Here is a 14,009-nt window from a genome sequence, read left to right as displayed (position 1 = left end):
GGTCACCCTATCCGCCCTTCGCAGCTTCCTCCGAAGGGCGGATAGGGCAGGGGCGGTAGGTAAGACCGCGAGGGAAGATGCGAGAAGCGCTTCTCTTGCACTCAACCATCGTGTCTGTTTCTCGCCAGCCCCACCTATGCTATAATGAGGAAAATTTTTGCTTCAAAGGAGGAAGTAAGTATGTATTCATGGTTCCTGATCGCACTCACCATCATCTTTGCCGTGATCGTGGCGAAGCTGATCCTGAAAAAGTACAATGCGATCTTTGTATTCTTCGCATCCGGTGTGGTGATCCTGATGACGGCGAGCCTTCTCACCGGTACACCGATCCTGCCGAAGGGATCTTTGGGCAATGTCTTTCTGGATACCTTCGGATTCCTGACCGCCACCTTCAAAAAGAACATCGCAGGCATCGGCACGCTCATCATGGTCGTCACCGGGTATGCGACCTACATGAAGCACATCGGCGCTTCGACGAAGTTGGCTTTCACCGCGAGTCGGCTCTTGGGTGGGATCTCGAACAAATATCTGATCCTCTCTGCCTTCTATCTCATCGGTATGTGCCTGAAGCTCGTACTGCCGAGTCAGGCGTCGTTGGCCGTCCTGATGCTTGCGACGGTATTTCCCGTCTTTATGGCTCTGGGAATCCGCCCCATCACGGCGGCCTCTGTGCTGGCACTCCTCTGCCTTGACTATGGCCCGAATGACGGCAGCACCCTCTTCATGGCGAATGTCGCCGAGATGAATGTCGTCGACATGTTCCTGCGCTACCAGTACAAAGTCGTGCTCTCCATCGTCCTTGTGACGGCGTTCCTCATCCCCTTTTACTACCGCTATATGGACCGGAAGGATGCGGCCCTGGCCGATGCGGATGGCGAATTGGGGAGGGGACAGGAAATCGAGGATCCGTCGGTCCCCTTTTTCTATGTGTTCCTGCCGCTCATCCCGCTGGTGCTGGTCTTTGCCGCGCATTTTCTGCCGTCCATCAAGATCGATGTCATCACAGCCAATTTTATCGGCTTTGCCGTGACCTTCGTCTGTGAATTCATCGTCCGGAAAGACAGGAGCCGGATCCCGTCAGATATGGCGGAGATCTTCAAAGGCATGGCGAATGTTTTCGTCTCCGTCGTTGCGATCATCATTTCGGCCTCCGTCTTTGCGGAAGGCATCAAGATCTTGGGCGGCATCACGATCTTCACGAATATGATCTCTGACATGAAGGGAGCGACACTCCTCATCATGGCGATCCTGACCGGGATCACGTATGTCTTCGCCATCATTATGGGGAGCGGCGCGGCTCCTTTCTTCGCCTTCGGCCCGCTGACGCCTGCCGTCGCGGCGAAACTCGGCGTCCCGACGCTGACACTGCTCCTCCCGATGGAACTGGCGACCTCCATCGGCCGAGCCTCGTCTCCTGTCTGCGGAGCCCTCATCGCGATCGCCGGGACTGCCGGACTTGCCCCGATACGCCTTGCCAAACGCACCGCTCCGCTCCTTTTCGTCATGCTCATCGTCGACATGATCGCATCGTACATCTTTACGATGTGAGATTTTAGTGACTAGTGACTGGTGACTAGGGACTAGGGATTCGGAGACGTCAGACCCTCGTATCGTCATTTCGAGCGGAGCGAGAAATCTTTTTCGTTCGCGGTCAAGTGAACGATGATAGGAAATCCTAAACGGGAAACCTGCCATCAAGAGCCCTTCGGGCATCGCCCCATATATATTCGCGGCGAAGCCGCCACCACCATTTCTAATTCCTCATTCGAGCAAAACTTTCATCCACAATCCACGGGCGAACCCCGAACCCCGCATATTATTCCAAGGAGGTATTCTGCTATGATTCCGAAGAAAGTGATTCTTGACTGCGATCCCGGCTCTGATGATGCCATTGCCATGATGCTGGCGATGAAATCGGACGCCATCGACCTCATCGGCGTGACTACGGTGAACGGGAACCGCATCGTGCCAAAAACCACGGAGAATGCGCTGCGTGTGGTGCAGTTCATGAAATCAAGCGTCCCTGTCTATCGCGGATGTGAGGAACCGATCATCTGCAATGAGATCCCGGGGAGAAAGCCCGGCCTTCCTCGCGTGACGCTCAATGACTGTCACGGCGATTTTCTCCCGCTCCCCGAAGCCGAGATCCGGACAGAGAAGGAACATGCCGTCTTCTATCTCGTGAAGAAGCTGATGGAGTCGGAAGGAGATATCTATGTCGCAGCTGTCGGCCCGCTGACGAATCTTGCGATGGCTCTTCGTATAGAGCCGAAGATCGCAGGAAAGATCAAGCAGCTCGTCATCATGGGCGGCGGACACTGCGGCGCCAACGCCAGTCCGGCAGCTGAATTCAATTTCTATGCAGACCCCGAAGCGGCGAAGATCGTCATGGACTCGGCCATCCCGAAGGTCATTCTTCCGCTCGATGCCACCTGGCGTGCGTGCCTCTCCGAAGAAAAATGCAAAGAGCTGGCACAGCTTGGTACACCGGAAGCGAAAGTTGCAGCGGCTCTTGTCCAGAAACGCATCGACAACCTTAAGGTCAATGATGTATCGGAGCATAACTATGTCCTCCGTCACCAGGCAGGGACTGTCGCCGGCGCGATACTCTATCGCTACGATAACCACATGGCCCCCATTCACGATGCACTCGCCATCGCCTACCTCATCAATGAGAATGTCGTGACTGAGCTCGCAGATGCGAATGTAGACATCGACATCGCAGGCGGCCTCTGCGACGGGCGTATGGTGGCCGATTTCCACAATACGAAGAAATGCAAAGCTCCTGTGACGGCGAAGGTCGCTCTCAATTCCGATGCCGGCCTATTCACGGATATGCTCTTCGCGGCGCTGGGGAAATAGGGGAACTGGTGACTGGGAGAGTAAGAGACTGGAAGACATCAGATCCTCGTCACGTCATTTCGAGCGGCAGCGAGAAATCTTTGTCATTCGCGGCCAGGCGGCCGATGTTTGGGACTTCCAAATGGGAAACCTGCTATCCGCAGACCTTCGAGCACCGCCCCGCCCTACCCACTGACCCCATAGAACCCATAGAATCCGCTCCCTCCTCTTTCGTACGCATCAAAGGGTGATACGCCCCACGGGCTGACCCTGAATTTCCAAATAAAAACGCACGACACAGATATACATGTGTCGTGCGTTTTTATTTGCCGGAAATGACAATTTTTTTGGCCCCGAAAACACTATATAGACAGAAGGAGGTGAAGAGAGGTGAATGACATGCTTGAACGGCTGACGGATGGATTCCCCATGAAGCTGATGGGCGGGATCCTTTTCCTGACCCTTGAGAAACAGCTGGCGATGCTCCTGCTTTTTGGTATCCTGATCTTCCTCGATTGTTTCACGCGCTGGATCGCGATCAGTCATGCGCATCTGGTATCCTGCGGCAGGCAGCCGACCTTTCTGGAGGCGGTCTGCGGCATCCGGGAGGCGCGCAGGCAGCGCTTGATCTCCAGTGAGATCATGAAGAAGCGGGGGACGGAGAAGCTCATCCTTTACAACCTCTGCGTGGCAGCGGGGATCGTGAGTGATGCGCTCCTTCAGGAAGCGGGGGCCTCCACGGGCGGTATGGCAGGGATCGTGGTCAGTTACCTTGCCGCGACGGAAGCACTTTCCGTCATTGAGAACCTGTCGGATGCCGGTGTCTCATCCATGACAGAGCTTTTGAAAAAGCTGAGGGGAAGATAGGGACTGGTGGCTAGTGGCTGGTGATTGTGGACTGGTATTGCATTTCCCTGGCATTCAGTCATCAGGGACTCGGCGTTCCGAGTCCCTGATCCCTAATCCCTAGTCACTATTAGTATCAAAAAGGAGAACTTATGTACAACACAGGCATCGATGTATCGGAACACAATGGGGAGATCGACTGGGAGGAGATTCGCCGGGCGGGGATCGCCTTCGCCATCATCCGTCTCGGCTGGGGACGAGGGCATCTGGACCGTCTCTTTTATGAGCATATCAATGGCGCACTCGCCGCCGGGCTGCCGGTCGGAGTCTACTACTACAGCTACGCGGATACGCCAAAGGCGGCGGAGGATGAGGCGTGGTTCACCGTGCATGTCCTCGCAGACTGCGGACTTTCCCCGGAAAAGCTGCCGCTTGGTGTCTGGTATGACATGGAAGATACGGACGGCTGGAAGGCGGCGCGGTGGCTCATGGAGCCTTCGCGCATCACGGCGATGTGCGGTGCGTATGTGGATTCTCTGAAGAGTGCGGGTTATCTTGTCGGGGTCTATGCGAGCTATGACTGGCTGACGCGGATGATCTTTCCGGGGAGAGCTTCCAGCTGGCCCGTTTGGTGCGCGCAGTGGGGAAGGACTTGCGACTTTCCCGAAGCCTTCCTCTGGCAGTATACCGATCAGCTGGATATCGGAGGGCATCGGCTGGATGGGGATAGGATCTTGGGACTCGGGACTAGCCCGCAGGGCATATCGCCGGTTGATTTCGTTTGAAAATTTCGCTTGAATGAGAAATGGTGGTACAGCGCATAAAATATGGAAGCACCGCAGAGTATGGATGGTGGCGATGCCCGAAGATGGCATTTCAGTCACCAGTCACTCGAGGTTCCTAGTCACTAGTCACTAGTCCCCAGTCACTTTTAATCCGTATTTCCTTACATTTTTCCTCTCACTCGCACACCACATCCCACAGATCTTTGAAGCGGATGATACCGTCTTCTGTGCGAAGTCTCCGATAGACGGGATCGACTTCGATGATGGTGGTATGGGTGCAGGCGTAGCCATTTCCTGTAAAATAGGTGATGGCGACAGTGTCGCCCTTCTCAAGCTCGAGCAGGGCATCGTTCAGGGCGCGGGCGCGGTCTTCGGTGATCTCTCTTCGGGCGGCTCGCCGGATCTGGGCGGCCGTCACTTGTTCGGCGTAGCCGCGCAGGCCGTTGAACGGCATGAACTGCGCGGCTCTTTTTCTATCAGGCATGGTGACCTCCTATCAGTGTATTTCTGAGGCGCAGCGTTGCCTTGGGCATATAGTCAATCCCGCGAAGCATGGCATTTTTGCCATGCTTTTTTTTGATCTCGATCATGACCTTCTCGATGGCGCGCTCCTTCGCCTCGGCTTTGGCATCGCTGAAAAGGCTTGTCTCCTCATAGCCTTCGCCGGCGGGCGCGAGACGGCCCAGACTGAGGTTTAGTGAGCGGATGGGGATCTCCCGGCGGACTTTCGCCTCATAGAGCGCAGAGAACGCATGCTGGAGGCGGCTGGGGATGTCGGTCCAGCTGGGCAGGCGGCGGCTTCCGCCGGAGGAGGCGCGCTCTTCTCCTGCGTAGCCGATGCGAAGGCTGATCTCCCTTGCGACCAGCTCTTTTTCCAGAAGCTCTTGGATCAGTGTCTCTGCCATTTCATGGAGAAGGATGCGGGCGTCTTCGGCGGTGTAGTTCGTAAAGAGGATCTGTCCGGCAGAGATCGAGCGGGATCTCGGAGAATAGGTACGGATATCGGACAGCGTGCAGGGCTCACGGCCCCAGGCATGATCGATGAGAGCGGCGGCATTTTTTCCGAAGAGGCGATAGAGCGTCGCCTCAGGGATGCGTGTGATGCCGTATAGGTCGTAGACGCCGATCTTGGCAAGACGGCGCGCGGTGCCGCCTGCGATCTGCCAGATGTCGGTGATGGGACGGTGATGCCACATGATTTCCCGAAAGGCTGTCTCGTCCAAGAAGCCGATGTGTGAGGGGACATGCTTAGCAAGGATATCCATTGCGATCTTGGCGAGGAAGAGATTCGTCCCCACGCCGGCGGTCGCGCAGATGCCGGTCCTTTGGTAGACCTGATTCATGAGGGAGGTCGCCATTTCCACAGGCGTCTTGGCATACATGGCAAGGTAGGGCGTGACATCCATGAAGCACTCATCGATGGAGTAGGGGAAGATGTCCTCCGGCGCGAGAAATTTCAGGTAGATCTTGTAAATCTCGGTAGAAACGTCCATGTAGTGTTGCATCCGCGGCGGTGCGATGAGGTAGGGGATACCGCGCGGGATCTCGAAGAGGCGGCAACGATTCTGGACGCCGAGCGCTTTCAGTGCGGGGCTGACGGCGAGGCAGAGTGCGCCCCTCCCCCGCGCCCGATCGGCAACGACCAGATTCGCCGTGAAGGGATTCAGCCCCCGGTCCACGCACTCGACAGAGGCGTAATAGCTCTTGAGGTCGATGCAGAGGTAGCTTTGATTCATTTCGTTCTCCTTCCTGCTATAAGGATACGCGATAATCTGTTCGCGGACTAGAGAACGCCAGATTAAGAATGAGGAGGGGCAAAAAAACTCACGAGCCGGGAAAGGCTCGTGAGTTTTTTGATCGGTGATGATAGCAGGGCTTTCTACCTTCTGCTCGCCCATTTCCATCCGTAGTACCCGATGACCGTATAGAGGATCACGATCGAGAGATGGCAGGCAAGGAAGAGAAAGAGCGTCGTAGGCGGACGCGCCAGCGAGCGGACGGGAAGGAGCAAGAGACGGCTGCCCAGCGCATACAGGAAGGAACTGTACACACCCGCTGCCGCAAGGATAAGTGCTGAGGCGTGGCTCAAAAAAGAGACTGGTGCGGTATTGGGGATGTGCATCGCCCGTTTCATCTTCGCCCAGATCCCCTGCCAGTGGATGCCGAGATGGAGTCCCATCACAAAGAGCATCAGAAAACCGAAGATGCGGTGCAGTCGATGCACCAAGAGCGGCGGGTGGATATTGAAAATCGGCATCGTGTGCGAGAAGGAGAGCCCCGTCAGCATGACGTCCAGGAAAAGGAAGAGCAGAAGCAGATCGATACCGGTCATGACGATGCGTTGCTTTGGCCAGCGTCCACGAAAGAGGGCACGGTACCACCTCGCATTCCAGATCGTGTGGAGAAGAAAGAGCGCGGTAAAGACAAGGGCTAACATCTCGTGACCGAAATTGTGGACGTAGCGGTAGTCCAGCAGCAGGAGAAAAACAAAGAGCATCGAGGTATCGACAAGCATTCGTCTGTTCATGGCCTCCTCCTTTCAGCGATGAGTGACCACACGCTCCTTCATCCCCAGCATCATATGTGACGTCGCCTCGGCAGCGATCGTCCCGTCTTCTTTTGTGATCTTCGCGCTCATGACGATGAGATGCCCTTTCCGGCGGACCTCCTCGCAGGTGATGAGGACCGTCTCTCCGATAAGGATCGGCTGCCGGAAGCGGCTCTCCATCTTGCCTGTATAGGCGGGGATGCCGTCTTTCAGGAAGAGATAATTACCCATCACCTCATCCATCAGTGTCATGATGAGACCGCCATGCATGCGGTCATTGTAGCTCTGATGCTCTCGTGAGGGGGTGAAGAGGGAGAGGCATCCCTGTGGCAGTGAGAAGAAATGCAGGTGCAGACCGATGGGATTCTCCGTCCCGCAGGCAAAGCACATATTATACGTCGGATTTCTCGGGCATTCGACGAGCGTGATACCACGCCGTTCCTCTTCCCGGCGGAGCAGCGCTGTCTCTTTTTCATTCAGCGGAAATGGATGGTTCATGATAAAGACCTCCTTTATATGTACTATATTATAGCATTATCCCTGTGCTAAAAAACAGCTCCACATGCCCGAACATGTATTTTGGCTTCATCTGCATAAAGAGAACGCCCATTCTGCTTATGCGGATTTCTTATGCCGTGATGCGACGCTTACAGCCATCGAAGGTGATTGGAAAGAGAATGAATGTTCTGCTATTCTGAATGCATCCGGAAATACAAAAGAGAGCGCGCTCCGGAAAGAGAACGCACATGTTCGACGAAAAACAGAATCAGAAAGACATCTGCCGGGCGCTCGCCTGGCAGCACGGGGACAAAGACGCCGCCGAAGCCCTGCTCAAGCAGTACCAGCCCCTCATCCGAAGCATCCGGCAGAACTTCTGCCAAGGCCTTTCCTACGAAGACCTCGAGCAGGAGCTCATCCTTCATTTTTTGGAACAGACCGCCTGCTACGACCCGAAGAAGAATCCGAGCTTTGCCGGCTACATCACGCCCCGTCTCAGGTGGCAGCGGATGAACTGCATCCGCAAGGAAATGACACGTGAAGACCACGAAGAGCTCACCCTGGAAGACCAGGCCGAAGGCACTTCCCTTGACGACTACGGCGAGGCGAAGGCCACGCTCGAAGAAGTCGCCCGCCTCGCCCGTCTCACAAAGAAGCAGAAGCCCGTCTTTTTTCTTTGGATGCAGGGGCTGACGCCCATGGAGATCTCCACCCGCACCGGCGACAGCCTCCCGTCCATCACAAGAAAGAAACAACGAATTCAAAGGCAGCTTTCCAAGTATGCCAAGGAGATCAGGGGATTGGTGGCTGGTGACTAGTCACTCGCAGCTCCTAATCTCTGATCCCTGCTTTCAAACTTTTAGCGGCGGCTTCGCCGCAAATATGTATGGGCGCGAAGCGCCGTTCCTTTTTAGCCTTCCCCGTGTGGGAAAGGCAGTGATACGAGAACAACGCTATCCTCGACACAAAGCCTTCCCCTTGAGGGGAAGGTGGCGAGCGGAGCGAGCCGGATAGGGTACTAGCGGTATGAAAGATAAGTGGGTAAATGCGTCTCAAGTCGACGATATACGAGAGTACCCTATCCACCGCTGACGCGGTCCCCCTTCCCCAATGGGGAAGGCAAAGAGGAATCGTCTCAAGTGCGTCGTTTACGAGAGCACCCGAGCGCCGCCCAAAAAAGAAAGCCAACCCCGCCTCGCTGCGCTCGGCAGCCCCTTCCAAGGGAAGGGGCTCGTGTGGACAAATCCCTCCTTCCTATGGAAGGAGGTGCCCCGAAGGGGCGGAGGTTGGATGGGGAAAGCAGGGGGAAAGCAGGATGAAAGATCAGAGGGGAGATCATTTCAGTTGCGCCGTTTGCGGCAGTACCCGAATACCGCACAGCGGCTTCTTTCCGGGCATTGTCCAAAGCGCGGGAAAGAGGGATTTGCCCGGCGCTTCGCATGGCCTTTGATTTCTCCTAAAATCCTTATAAAAGTCCTTGCAAAGGATCCCCCCCTTATGCTACAATAGTATCAACGCTGGGATGGCCCGGCTTTTTTAAGTGCGAATTTTCTACTTGCACAGACAGCGTGATTTGTGATATACTTATCAAGCATGTTAATTGGCCGTCGGCCGAAGAAAGATGGAATGAGGTGTAAATAATGCGTGAAGGAATTACTCTTGCATGCACAGAATGCAAGCGCCGCAATTATCGTACGAACAAGAACAAAAAGACCACTACCGAACGTGTAGAACTGATGAAATACTGCAAATGGTGCCATAAACACACCCTTCATAAAGAAACCAAATAATTTTTTCTGATTGAACTGGGGTGCGAGCATGGCCAAGGCGAAGCGTAAAACAACAGCTACTAGAACGGAAAAAGCACAGGAAGCAAGCAGCGCATGGAGCCGTTTCTTCAAGGAAACAAAGATGGAAATGAAAAAGGTCATCTGGCCGACAAAGAACCAGATGCTGAACTATACCATCGCGACCATCGTGTCTGTCATCCTCGTATCTTTCCTGATCGTGGCAGTAGACTTCGTATTCGCTGGTCTCTCCAAGTTATTAGTCACTGCGGTAGGCTGAGAGGAGGAGAGCTATGTCTGATATCGAAGCTGAAAACAAAAACTTAAAAGAAGAACAGAGCGAAGTCAGTGCACCGACCGAGATCGGCGCTCCGAGCGTTGGCTCCAAAGATATCCGCTGGTATGTCATCCATACCTACTCCGGCTATGAAAATAAAGTCAAGGATACCCTGACCCGCAAGGTTCATTCCATGGGCATGGATGATACGATCCTCGAGATCCTGCTCCCTCTTCAGGATGAAGAAGAAGAAAAAGATGGGAAGACAAGAGTGGTTGCTCACAAAGTATTCCCCGGCTACCTTCTGATCAAGATGGAAGTCAATGACAGAAGCTGGTATGTCGTCAGAAATACCCCTGGCGTCACCGGATTCGTCGGGACGACCACGAAGCCGATCCCGCTTTCTGACGAAGAAGCAGACCGCATCATTCATGGCATGAATACAAAGAAAGCAGCAGCCGTCGACGTCAAAGCCGGCGATCGCGTCCGTATCACCAAGGGTGTATTCGAAGACCGCACTGCTGTCGTACTCGAAGTCGCTGAAGACAAGACCAAGATCAAGGCTGATATCAGCAATTTCGGAACCACCACTACGATTGAACTGGAAGCCGGTTCTTTTGAACCACTTCCGTGATTCAATATACAGTGGGACTGCCTCGAACTAGGCTCGTCCCACGGTGGGAGGGCCCGTTACAGCCCGTAAGTACCACATTCCAACAAGGACAAGGAGGTGTAACATTATGGCAAAGAAAATCTCTAAAGTTGTTAAACTGCAGGTCGCAGCTGGCAAAGCTACCCCAGCACCGCCAGTAGGCCCGGCCCTCGGCCAGGCAGGCGTCAACATCATGGCCTTCGTTAAAGATTTCAACGATCGCACTGCAAAGCAGGTAGGCCTGATCATCCCTGTAGAAATTACCGTTTTTGAAGATAGAAGCTTTACATTTATTTGTAAAACTCCGCCGGCAGCTGTTCTTCTGAAGAAAGCAGCCGGACTCGAAAAGGCTTCTGGTGAACCGAACAAGAACAAAGTCGGCAAAGTCACCAAAGCACAGGTCAAGGAAATCGCTGAAACAAAGATGCCAGACCTGAACGCTAACACTGTAGAAGCAGCTATGCGCCTGATCGAAGGCACAGCTCGTTCTATGGGCATCGAAGTTGTAGACTAAGACTGACCCATTCGTGGCAGGGTAGAACCCCAAAGACCACATAGGAGGAAACAATGGCAAAACTGACAAAGAAACAGAAAGCCGCAGCAGCCATCGTTGACAGTCATAAGCTCTATGACATCGACGAAGCTGTAAAGCTTGTGAAAGAAGCAGCATCCGCAAAGTTCGATGAAACTGTAGAAGTTGCTTTCAACCTGAATATCAACCCGAAATACGCTGATCAGCAGCTCCGCGGCGCTACCGTACTTCCTGCAGGCACCGGCAAATCCAAGAAGGTTCTCGTATTTGCTAAAGACCACAAGGAAGACGAAGCAAAAGCAGCAGGCGCTGACTACGTAGGCGGAAAAGAACTGGCCGACAAGATCATGCAGGGCTGGATGGACTTTGACGTCGTAGTAGCTACACCGGACATGATGGCTGTCGTAGGTCGTCTGGGCCGTGTACTCGGACCGAAAGGCCTCATGCCAAACCCGAAGGTTGGCACCGTCACCATGGATGTGACCAAGGCTGTCAACGAAATCAAAGGCGGCAAGGTACAGTATCGTACAGATAAAGCCGGCAACGTCCAGGTCATCATCGGCAAAGTATCCTTTGACGAAGACAAACTGAAACAGAACCTGCTCGCTATCTACAATACCATCCTCAAAGCTCGTCCTTCCACTGTAAAGGGCGTCTACATGAAGAGCCTCACCATCAGCTCCACCATGGGCCGTGGCATCCACCTCGACCTCACCAAAGTGGTAGCAGTAAAAGCATAATTTTACCTATTTACACTTAGCTTAAGACCGGCGGTAAGACATTTTAAAGGGCGTAGCCCGCCTCCCGAGGCTGAGTACTGCAAAGCCAGTACACGACCTCGCGGAATGCGAGGTCGTTTTAGCTAACGTGATAAATAATAAAATCCCATAGCAGAGGAGGTGTACTATGAGCGAAGAAAAGTATGAAGTTAGAATTCGTCCGGAAAAAGAAGCCATCGTTGCAGAAATGAAAGAAAAACTGGCTTCCCAGGGCGTAGTTTTGGTATCCTTCAACAAACTGGACGTAAAGAATGCGACACTTCTCCGTCGTAAATTCCTTGCACACGGTGTTGAATACAAGGTTATCAAAAACACACTGACCCGCATCGCAGCTGACGAACTCGGTCTGGAAGGTCTTGATGATCTGCTCGCTGGCCCGAATGGTCTTGCAACCTGCAAAGACGATCCGGTCGCACCGGCAGCAGCTCTGAAAGAATTCTTCAAAGAAACCAAGAGCGAAGCTATCGTTGTCAAAGCTGGCGTCCTCGACGGCAAAGTCATCGACGCAAAAGCTGTTCAGGCACTGGCAGACCTGCCGTCCAAAGAACAGCTGCTGGGTATGGTCGCAGCGACCCTGCTGGCTCCGATCACCGGACTGGCACGTGCCCTCAACGGCAACATCCAGAACCTCGCATATGCTCTCGAAGCACTGCGTAAACAGAAAGAATCTGCGTAAGATCTACGCATAAAACTATTCCATGGAGGAAACAAAAATGACTAACGAAGAAATCCTTAATGCCATTGCAGAAATGTCTGTACTCGAACTGTCCGAACTCGTAAAAGCTATCGAAGATAAATTCGGCGTATCCGCAGCAGCTCCTGTAGCTGTAGCAGCAGCAGCAGCTCCGGCAGCAGCAGCTGAAGAAGAAAAATCTGAATTCGACGTTATCCTCAAAGACGTTGGCGCTCAGAAGATCCAGGTCATCAAAGCCGTTCGTGAAATCACCGGCCTCGGCCTGAAAGACGCTAAAGCACTCGTTGACGGCGCTCCGAAAGAAGTAAAGACCGGCGTTGCTAAAGCTGAAGCTGAAGAAATGAAGAAGAAACTCGAAGCAGCTGGCGCTACCGTAGAAATGAAATAATTGCGGCTAAGCTAAAAGCTCGAGAAGATCGGACTCCGTATGGAGTCCGATCTTTTTTATTTACTGAAAACAGCCCGTGAAAATGGGAATGTCTTCTGCGTCCAAGCCTTGCAATGAAAATGCGTGCATGAATGGGCGCGGGGCGTTACAATACATAGATAGGAAAGGTATGCGCAGATGATTGGAGCGTTTCCTTCATTCCCTGAGATGTCAGAGGCGCTTTCGAAGGAGAAGATGTATGGATAAGCAAGGATTTTCGGTAAGTGAGGTCAATCAGTACCTGAAGCAGCTGCTGGAATCGCAGAGCGATCTGCATCATATTCCGGTGCTGGGAGAGGTATCGAATTTCAAGCGGTATACATCGGGGCATTGCTATTTCACGCTGAAGGATGAGAAGTCGGCGCTGAAGTGCGTCATGTTCAAGAGCAGTGCGGCGCACCTGTCTTTCACTCCGCGGAATGGGGAGAAGGTCGTGGCTCTCGGCTCGATCTCGGTCTATGAAAGGGACGGGGTGTACCAGCTCTATGTGACTGCGATGCGCCGGCAGGGGATCGGGGATCTGATGCAGGCGTATGAGGCGCTGAAGGAGAAGCTCACGAAGGAAGGACTTTTTGATGAGTCTCGGAAGAAGGCGCTGCCTCGTCTGCCGCGGGCGATCGGGATCATCACGTCGCCTTCAGGGGCGGCGGTGCATGATATCATCACGGTGTCGCGGCGGCGGAACAAGGGCGTGAAGCTCATCCTGTATCCGGTGAAGGTGCAGGGGGAGGAGGCCGCAGGAGAGATCGTGCATGCGATCGATTTCTTTCAGCGGAATCACTTGGCAGATCTTCTGATCGTTGGGCGCGGCGGCGGCTCGATCGAGGATCTGTGGGCCTTCAATGAGGAGCCAGTGGTGCGCGCCATCGCGGCATCGAAGATCCCGATCATCAGCGCTGTGGGGCATGAGACGGATGTCACATTATCGGACTTTGCGGCAGATGCGCGGGCAGCGACGCCTTCGCAGGCTGCGGAGTTTGCGGTCATCGATGTGGCGGCGTATAGAAATGGCATCGCCTTTTATTTGGACAAGGCGGCAAAGCTGCTGGAAAAAAAGATCCATGAGAACGCACAGCTGGCAGACAGTCTGCAGCAGGAGCTCGCGCAGGCGATGGAGGCGGAGCTGGATGCGAAGAAGCACAGGCTATCGCTCATGGCGGCGAAGCTCTCGGCGCTGAGCCCGCTGACGGTGCTTTCCCGCGGGTACACCATCACGACCGCAGCGGGGCATAGAGCCGTGCAATGCGTATCGGATGTATCGGTGGGAGACACGATCAGGACGACAGTGGCGGATGGGACGATCTCCTCCGTTGTATCAGGGATAGAAAAGGAAAGGGTGTAGG

At 54.0% G+C, this 14,009-nt stretch carries 17 protein-coding genes; 13 read left to right on the top strand and 4 right to left on the bottom strand.

What is annotated here, in order from left to right; translation table 11 throughout:
• Positions 1 to 180 precede the first annotated feature (180 nt).
• From dcuC to ACGG9R_RS09205, 4 genes are all read left to right on the top strand, one after another.
• On the top strand, positions 181 to 1,548 hold the full coding sequence (dcuC, locus tag ACGG9R_RS09220; RefSeq protein WP_390154273.1) for a C4-dicarboxylate transporter DcuC: 1,368 nt from the start codon (positions 181 to 183) through the stop codon (positions 1,546 to 1,548).
• Between the two features lie 291 nt (positions 1,549 to 1,839).
• Positions 1,840 to 2,862 (top strand): nucleoside hydrolase, encoded by a 1,023-nt coding sequence (locus ACGG9R_RS09215; RefSeq protein WP_390154270.1) that lies wholly within the window; start codon positions 1,840 to 1,842, stop codon positions 2,860 to 2,862.
• 378 nt (positions 2,863 to 3,240) lie between these two features.
• The gene (locus tag ACGG9R_RS09210) at positions 3,241 to 3,708 is read left to right on the top strand and encodes a phage holin family protein (RefSeq protein ID WP_390155140.1); all 468 of its coding nucleotides are present in this window, start codon (positions 3,241 to 3,243) and stop codon (positions 3,706 to 3,708) included.
• A 131-nt stretch (positions 3,709 to 3,839) separates the two neighbouring features.
• A complete protein-coding gene (locus tag ACGG9R_RS09205) occupies positions 3,840 to 4,472 on the top strand; it encodes a GH25 family lysozyme (RefSeq protein WP_390154267.1) in 633 nt (210 codons plus the stop codon).
• Positions 4,473 to 4,647: 175 nt separating this feature from the next.
• Here ACGG9R_RS09205 and ACGG9R_RS09200 read toward each other — a convergent pair whose 3' ends face one another.
• From ACGG9R_RS09200 to ACGG9R_RS09185, 4 genes are all read right to left on the bottom strand, one after another.
• Positions 4,648 to 4,956, bottom strand: a complete 309-nt coding sequence (locus ACGG9R_RS09200; protein WP_390154264.1) for a hypothetical protein — start codon at positions 4,954 to 4,956, stop codon at positions 4,648 to 4,650.
• Entirely contained in the window at positions 4,949 to 6,208 is a 1,260-nt protein-coding gene (locus tag ACGG9R_RS09195) for a DNA repair protein (protein WP_390154261.1), read from the bottom strand. Before ACGG9R_RS09195 ends, ACGG9R_RS09200 begins: the two co-directional genes overlap by 8 nt.
• A 143-nt stretch (positions 6,209 to 6,351) precedes the next feature.
• Positions 6,352 to 6,999, bottom strand: coding sequence for a DUF4405 domain-containing protein (locus ACGG9R_RS09190; RefSeq protein WP_390154258.1), 648 nt, complete (start codon positions 6,997 to 6,999; stop codon positions 6,352 to 6,354).
• A 12-nt stretch (positions 7,000 to 7,011) separates the two neighbouring features.
• Positions 7,012 to 7,518 (bottom strand): PaaI family thioesterase, encoded by a 507-nt coding sequence (locus ACGG9R_RS09185; protein ID WP_390154255.1) that lies wholly within the window; start codon positions 7,516 to 7,518, stop codon positions 7,012 to 7,014.
• 248 nt (positions 7,519 to 7,766) lie between these two features.
• Between ACGG9R_RS09185 and ACGG9R_RS09180 the strand changes: the two genes are divergently transcribed.
• The 9 genes from ACGG9R_RS09180 (at position 7,767) to xseA (ending at position 14,008) form a co-directional block, all read left to right on the top strand.
• Positions 7,767 to 8,336 (top strand): sigma-70 family RNA polymerase sigma factor, encoded by a 570-nt coding sequence (locus ACGG9R_RS09180; protein WP_390154251.1) that lies wholly within the window; start codon positions 7,767 to 7,769, stop codon positions 8,334 to 8,336.
• A gap of 822 nt (positions 8,337 to 9,158) precedes the next feature.
• Entirely contained in the window at positions 9,159 to 9,308 is a 150-nt protein-coding gene (gene rpmG / locus ACGG9R_RS09175; RefSeq protein ID WP_022106718.1) for a 50S ribosomal protein L33, read from the top strand.
• A gap of 28 nt (positions 9,309 to 9,336) precedes the next feature.
• Positions 9,337 to 9,585 carry a preprotein translocase subunit SecE gene (secE, locus tag ACGG9R_RS09170; protein ID WP_022106717.1) on the top strand — a complete coding sequence of 83 codons (249 nt, stop codon included), beginning with the start codon at positions 9,337 to 9,339 and terminating at the stop codon, positions 9,583 to 9,585.
• Positions 9,586 to 9,598: 13 nt separating this feature from the next.
• Positions 9,599 to 10,216 carry a transcription termination/antitermination protein NusG gene (gene nusG / locus ACGG9R_RS09165; protein ID WP_390154246.1) on the top strand — a complete coding sequence of 206 codons (618 nt, stop codon included), beginning with the start codon at positions 9,599 to 9,601 and terminating at the stop codon, positions 10,214 to 10,216.
• A gap of 106 nt (positions 10,217 to 10,322) precedes the next feature.
• Positions 10,323 to 10,748: a 50S ribosomal protein L11 gene (gene rplK / locus ACGG9R_RS09160; RefSeq protein ID WP_022106715.1), complete on the top strand. Its 426-nt coding sequence runs from the start codon at positions 10,323 to 10,325 to the stop codon at positions 10,746 to 10,748.
• A gap of 53 nt (positions 10,749 to 10,801) precedes the next feature.
• On the top strand, positions 10,802 to 11,506 hold the full coding sequence (rplA, locus tag ACGG9R_RS09155) for a 50S ribosomal protein L1 (RefSeq protein ID WP_390154242.1): 705 nt from the start codon (positions 10,802 to 10,804) through the stop codon (positions 11,504 to 11,506).
• A gap of 166 nt (positions 11,507 to 11,672) precedes the next feature.
• A complete protein-coding gene (gene rplJ / locus ACGG9R_RS09150; protein WP_022106713.1) occupies positions 11,673 to 12,221 on the top strand; it encodes a 50S ribosomal protein L10 in 549 nt (182 codons plus the stop codon).
• A 37-nt stretch (positions 12,222 to 12,258) separates the two neighbouring features.
• Positions 12,259 to 12,627, top strand: a complete 369-nt coding sequence (gene rplL / locus ACGG9R_RS09145; protein WP_390154238.1) for a 50S ribosomal protein L7/L12 — start codon at positions 12,259 to 12,261, stop codon at positions 12,625 to 12,627.
• Positions 12,628 to 12,865: 238 nt separating this feature from the next.
• Complete coding sequence (xseA, locus tag ACGG9R_RS09140) at positions 12,866 to 14,008, top strand: exodeoxyribonuclease VII large subunit (RefSeq protein ID WP_390154235.1); 1,143 nt, start codon at positions 12,866 to 12,868, stop codon at positions 14,006 to 14,008.
• Position 14,009 lies beyond the last annotated feature (1 nt).

Source organism: Dialister sp. i34-0019-2H8 (assembly GCF_042846925.1).
Lineage (GTDB): Bacteria > Bacillota > Negativicutes > Veillonellales > Dialisteraceae > Dialister.
This window is presented reverse-complemented; position numbering and strand designations above follow the sequence as displayed.

Bases quoted from the DNA above. Each gene is read 5' to 3' on its own strand.
- dcuC (WP_390154273.1), top strand. From the start codon at position 181: ATGTATTCATGGTTCCTGATCGCACTCACCATCATCTTTGCCGTGATC.
- ACGG9R_RS09215 (WP_390154270.1), top strand. From the start codon at position 1,840: ATGATTCCGAAGAAAGTGATTCTTGACTGCGATCCCGGCTCTGATGAT.
- ACGG9R_RS09210 (WP_390155140.1), top strand. From the start codon at position 3,241: ATGCTTGAACGGCTGACGGATGGATTCCCCATGAAGCTGATGGGCGGG.
- ACGG9R_RS09205 (WP_390154267.1), top strand. From the start codon at position 3,840: ATGTACAACACAGGCATCGATGTATCGGAACACAATGGGGAGATCGAC.
- ACGG9R_RS09200 (WP_390154264.1), bottom strand. From the start codon at position 4,956: ATGCCTGATAGAAAAAGAGCCGCGCAGTTCATGCCGTTCAACGGCCTG.
- ACGG9R_RS09195 (WP_390154261.1), bottom strand. From the start codon at position 6,208: ATGAATCAAAGCTACCTCTGCATCGACCTCAAGAGCTATTACGCCTCT.
- ACGG9R_RS09190 (WP_390154258.1), bottom strand. From the start codon at position 6,999: ATGAACAGACGAATGCTTGTCGATACCTCGATGCTCTTTGTTTTTCTC.
- ACGG9R_RS09185 (WP_390154255.1), bottom strand. From the start codon at position 7,518: ATGAACCATCCATTTCCGCTGAATGAAAAAGAGACAGCGCTGCTCCGC.
- ACGG9R_RS09180 (WP_390154251.1), top strand. From the start codon at position 7,767: ATGTTCGACGAAAAACAGAATCAGAAAGACATCTGCCGGGCGCTCGCC.
- rpmG (WP_022106718.1), top strand. From the start codon at position 9,159: ATGCGTGAAGGAATTACTCTTGCATGCACAGAATGCAAGCGCCGCAAT.
- secE (WP_022106717.1), top strand. From the start codon at position 9,337: ATGGCCAAGGCGAAGCGTAAAACAACAGCTACTAGAACGGAAAAAGCA.
- nusG (WP_390154246.1), top strand. From the start codon at position 9,599: ATGTCTGATATCGAAGCTGAAAACAAAAACTTAAAAGAAGAACAGAGC.
- rplK (WP_022106715.1), top strand. From the start codon at position 10,323: ATGGCAAAGAAAATCTCTAAAGTTGTTAAACTGCAGGTCGCAGCTGGC.
- rplA (WP_390154242.1), top strand. From the start codon at position 10,802: ATGGCAAAACTGACAAAGAAACAGAAAGCCGCAGCAGCCATCGTTGAC.
- rplJ (WP_022106713.1), top strand. From the start codon at position 11,673: ATGAGCGAAGAAAAGTATGAAGTTAGAATTCGTCCGGAAAAAGAAGCC.
- rplL (WP_390154238.1), top strand. From the start codon at position 12,259: ATGACTAACGAAGAAATCCTTAATGCCATTGCAGAAATGTCTGTACTC.
- xseA (WP_390154235.1), top strand. From the start codon at position 12,866: ATGGATAAGCAAGGATTTTCGGTAAGTGAGGTCAATCAGTACCTGAAG.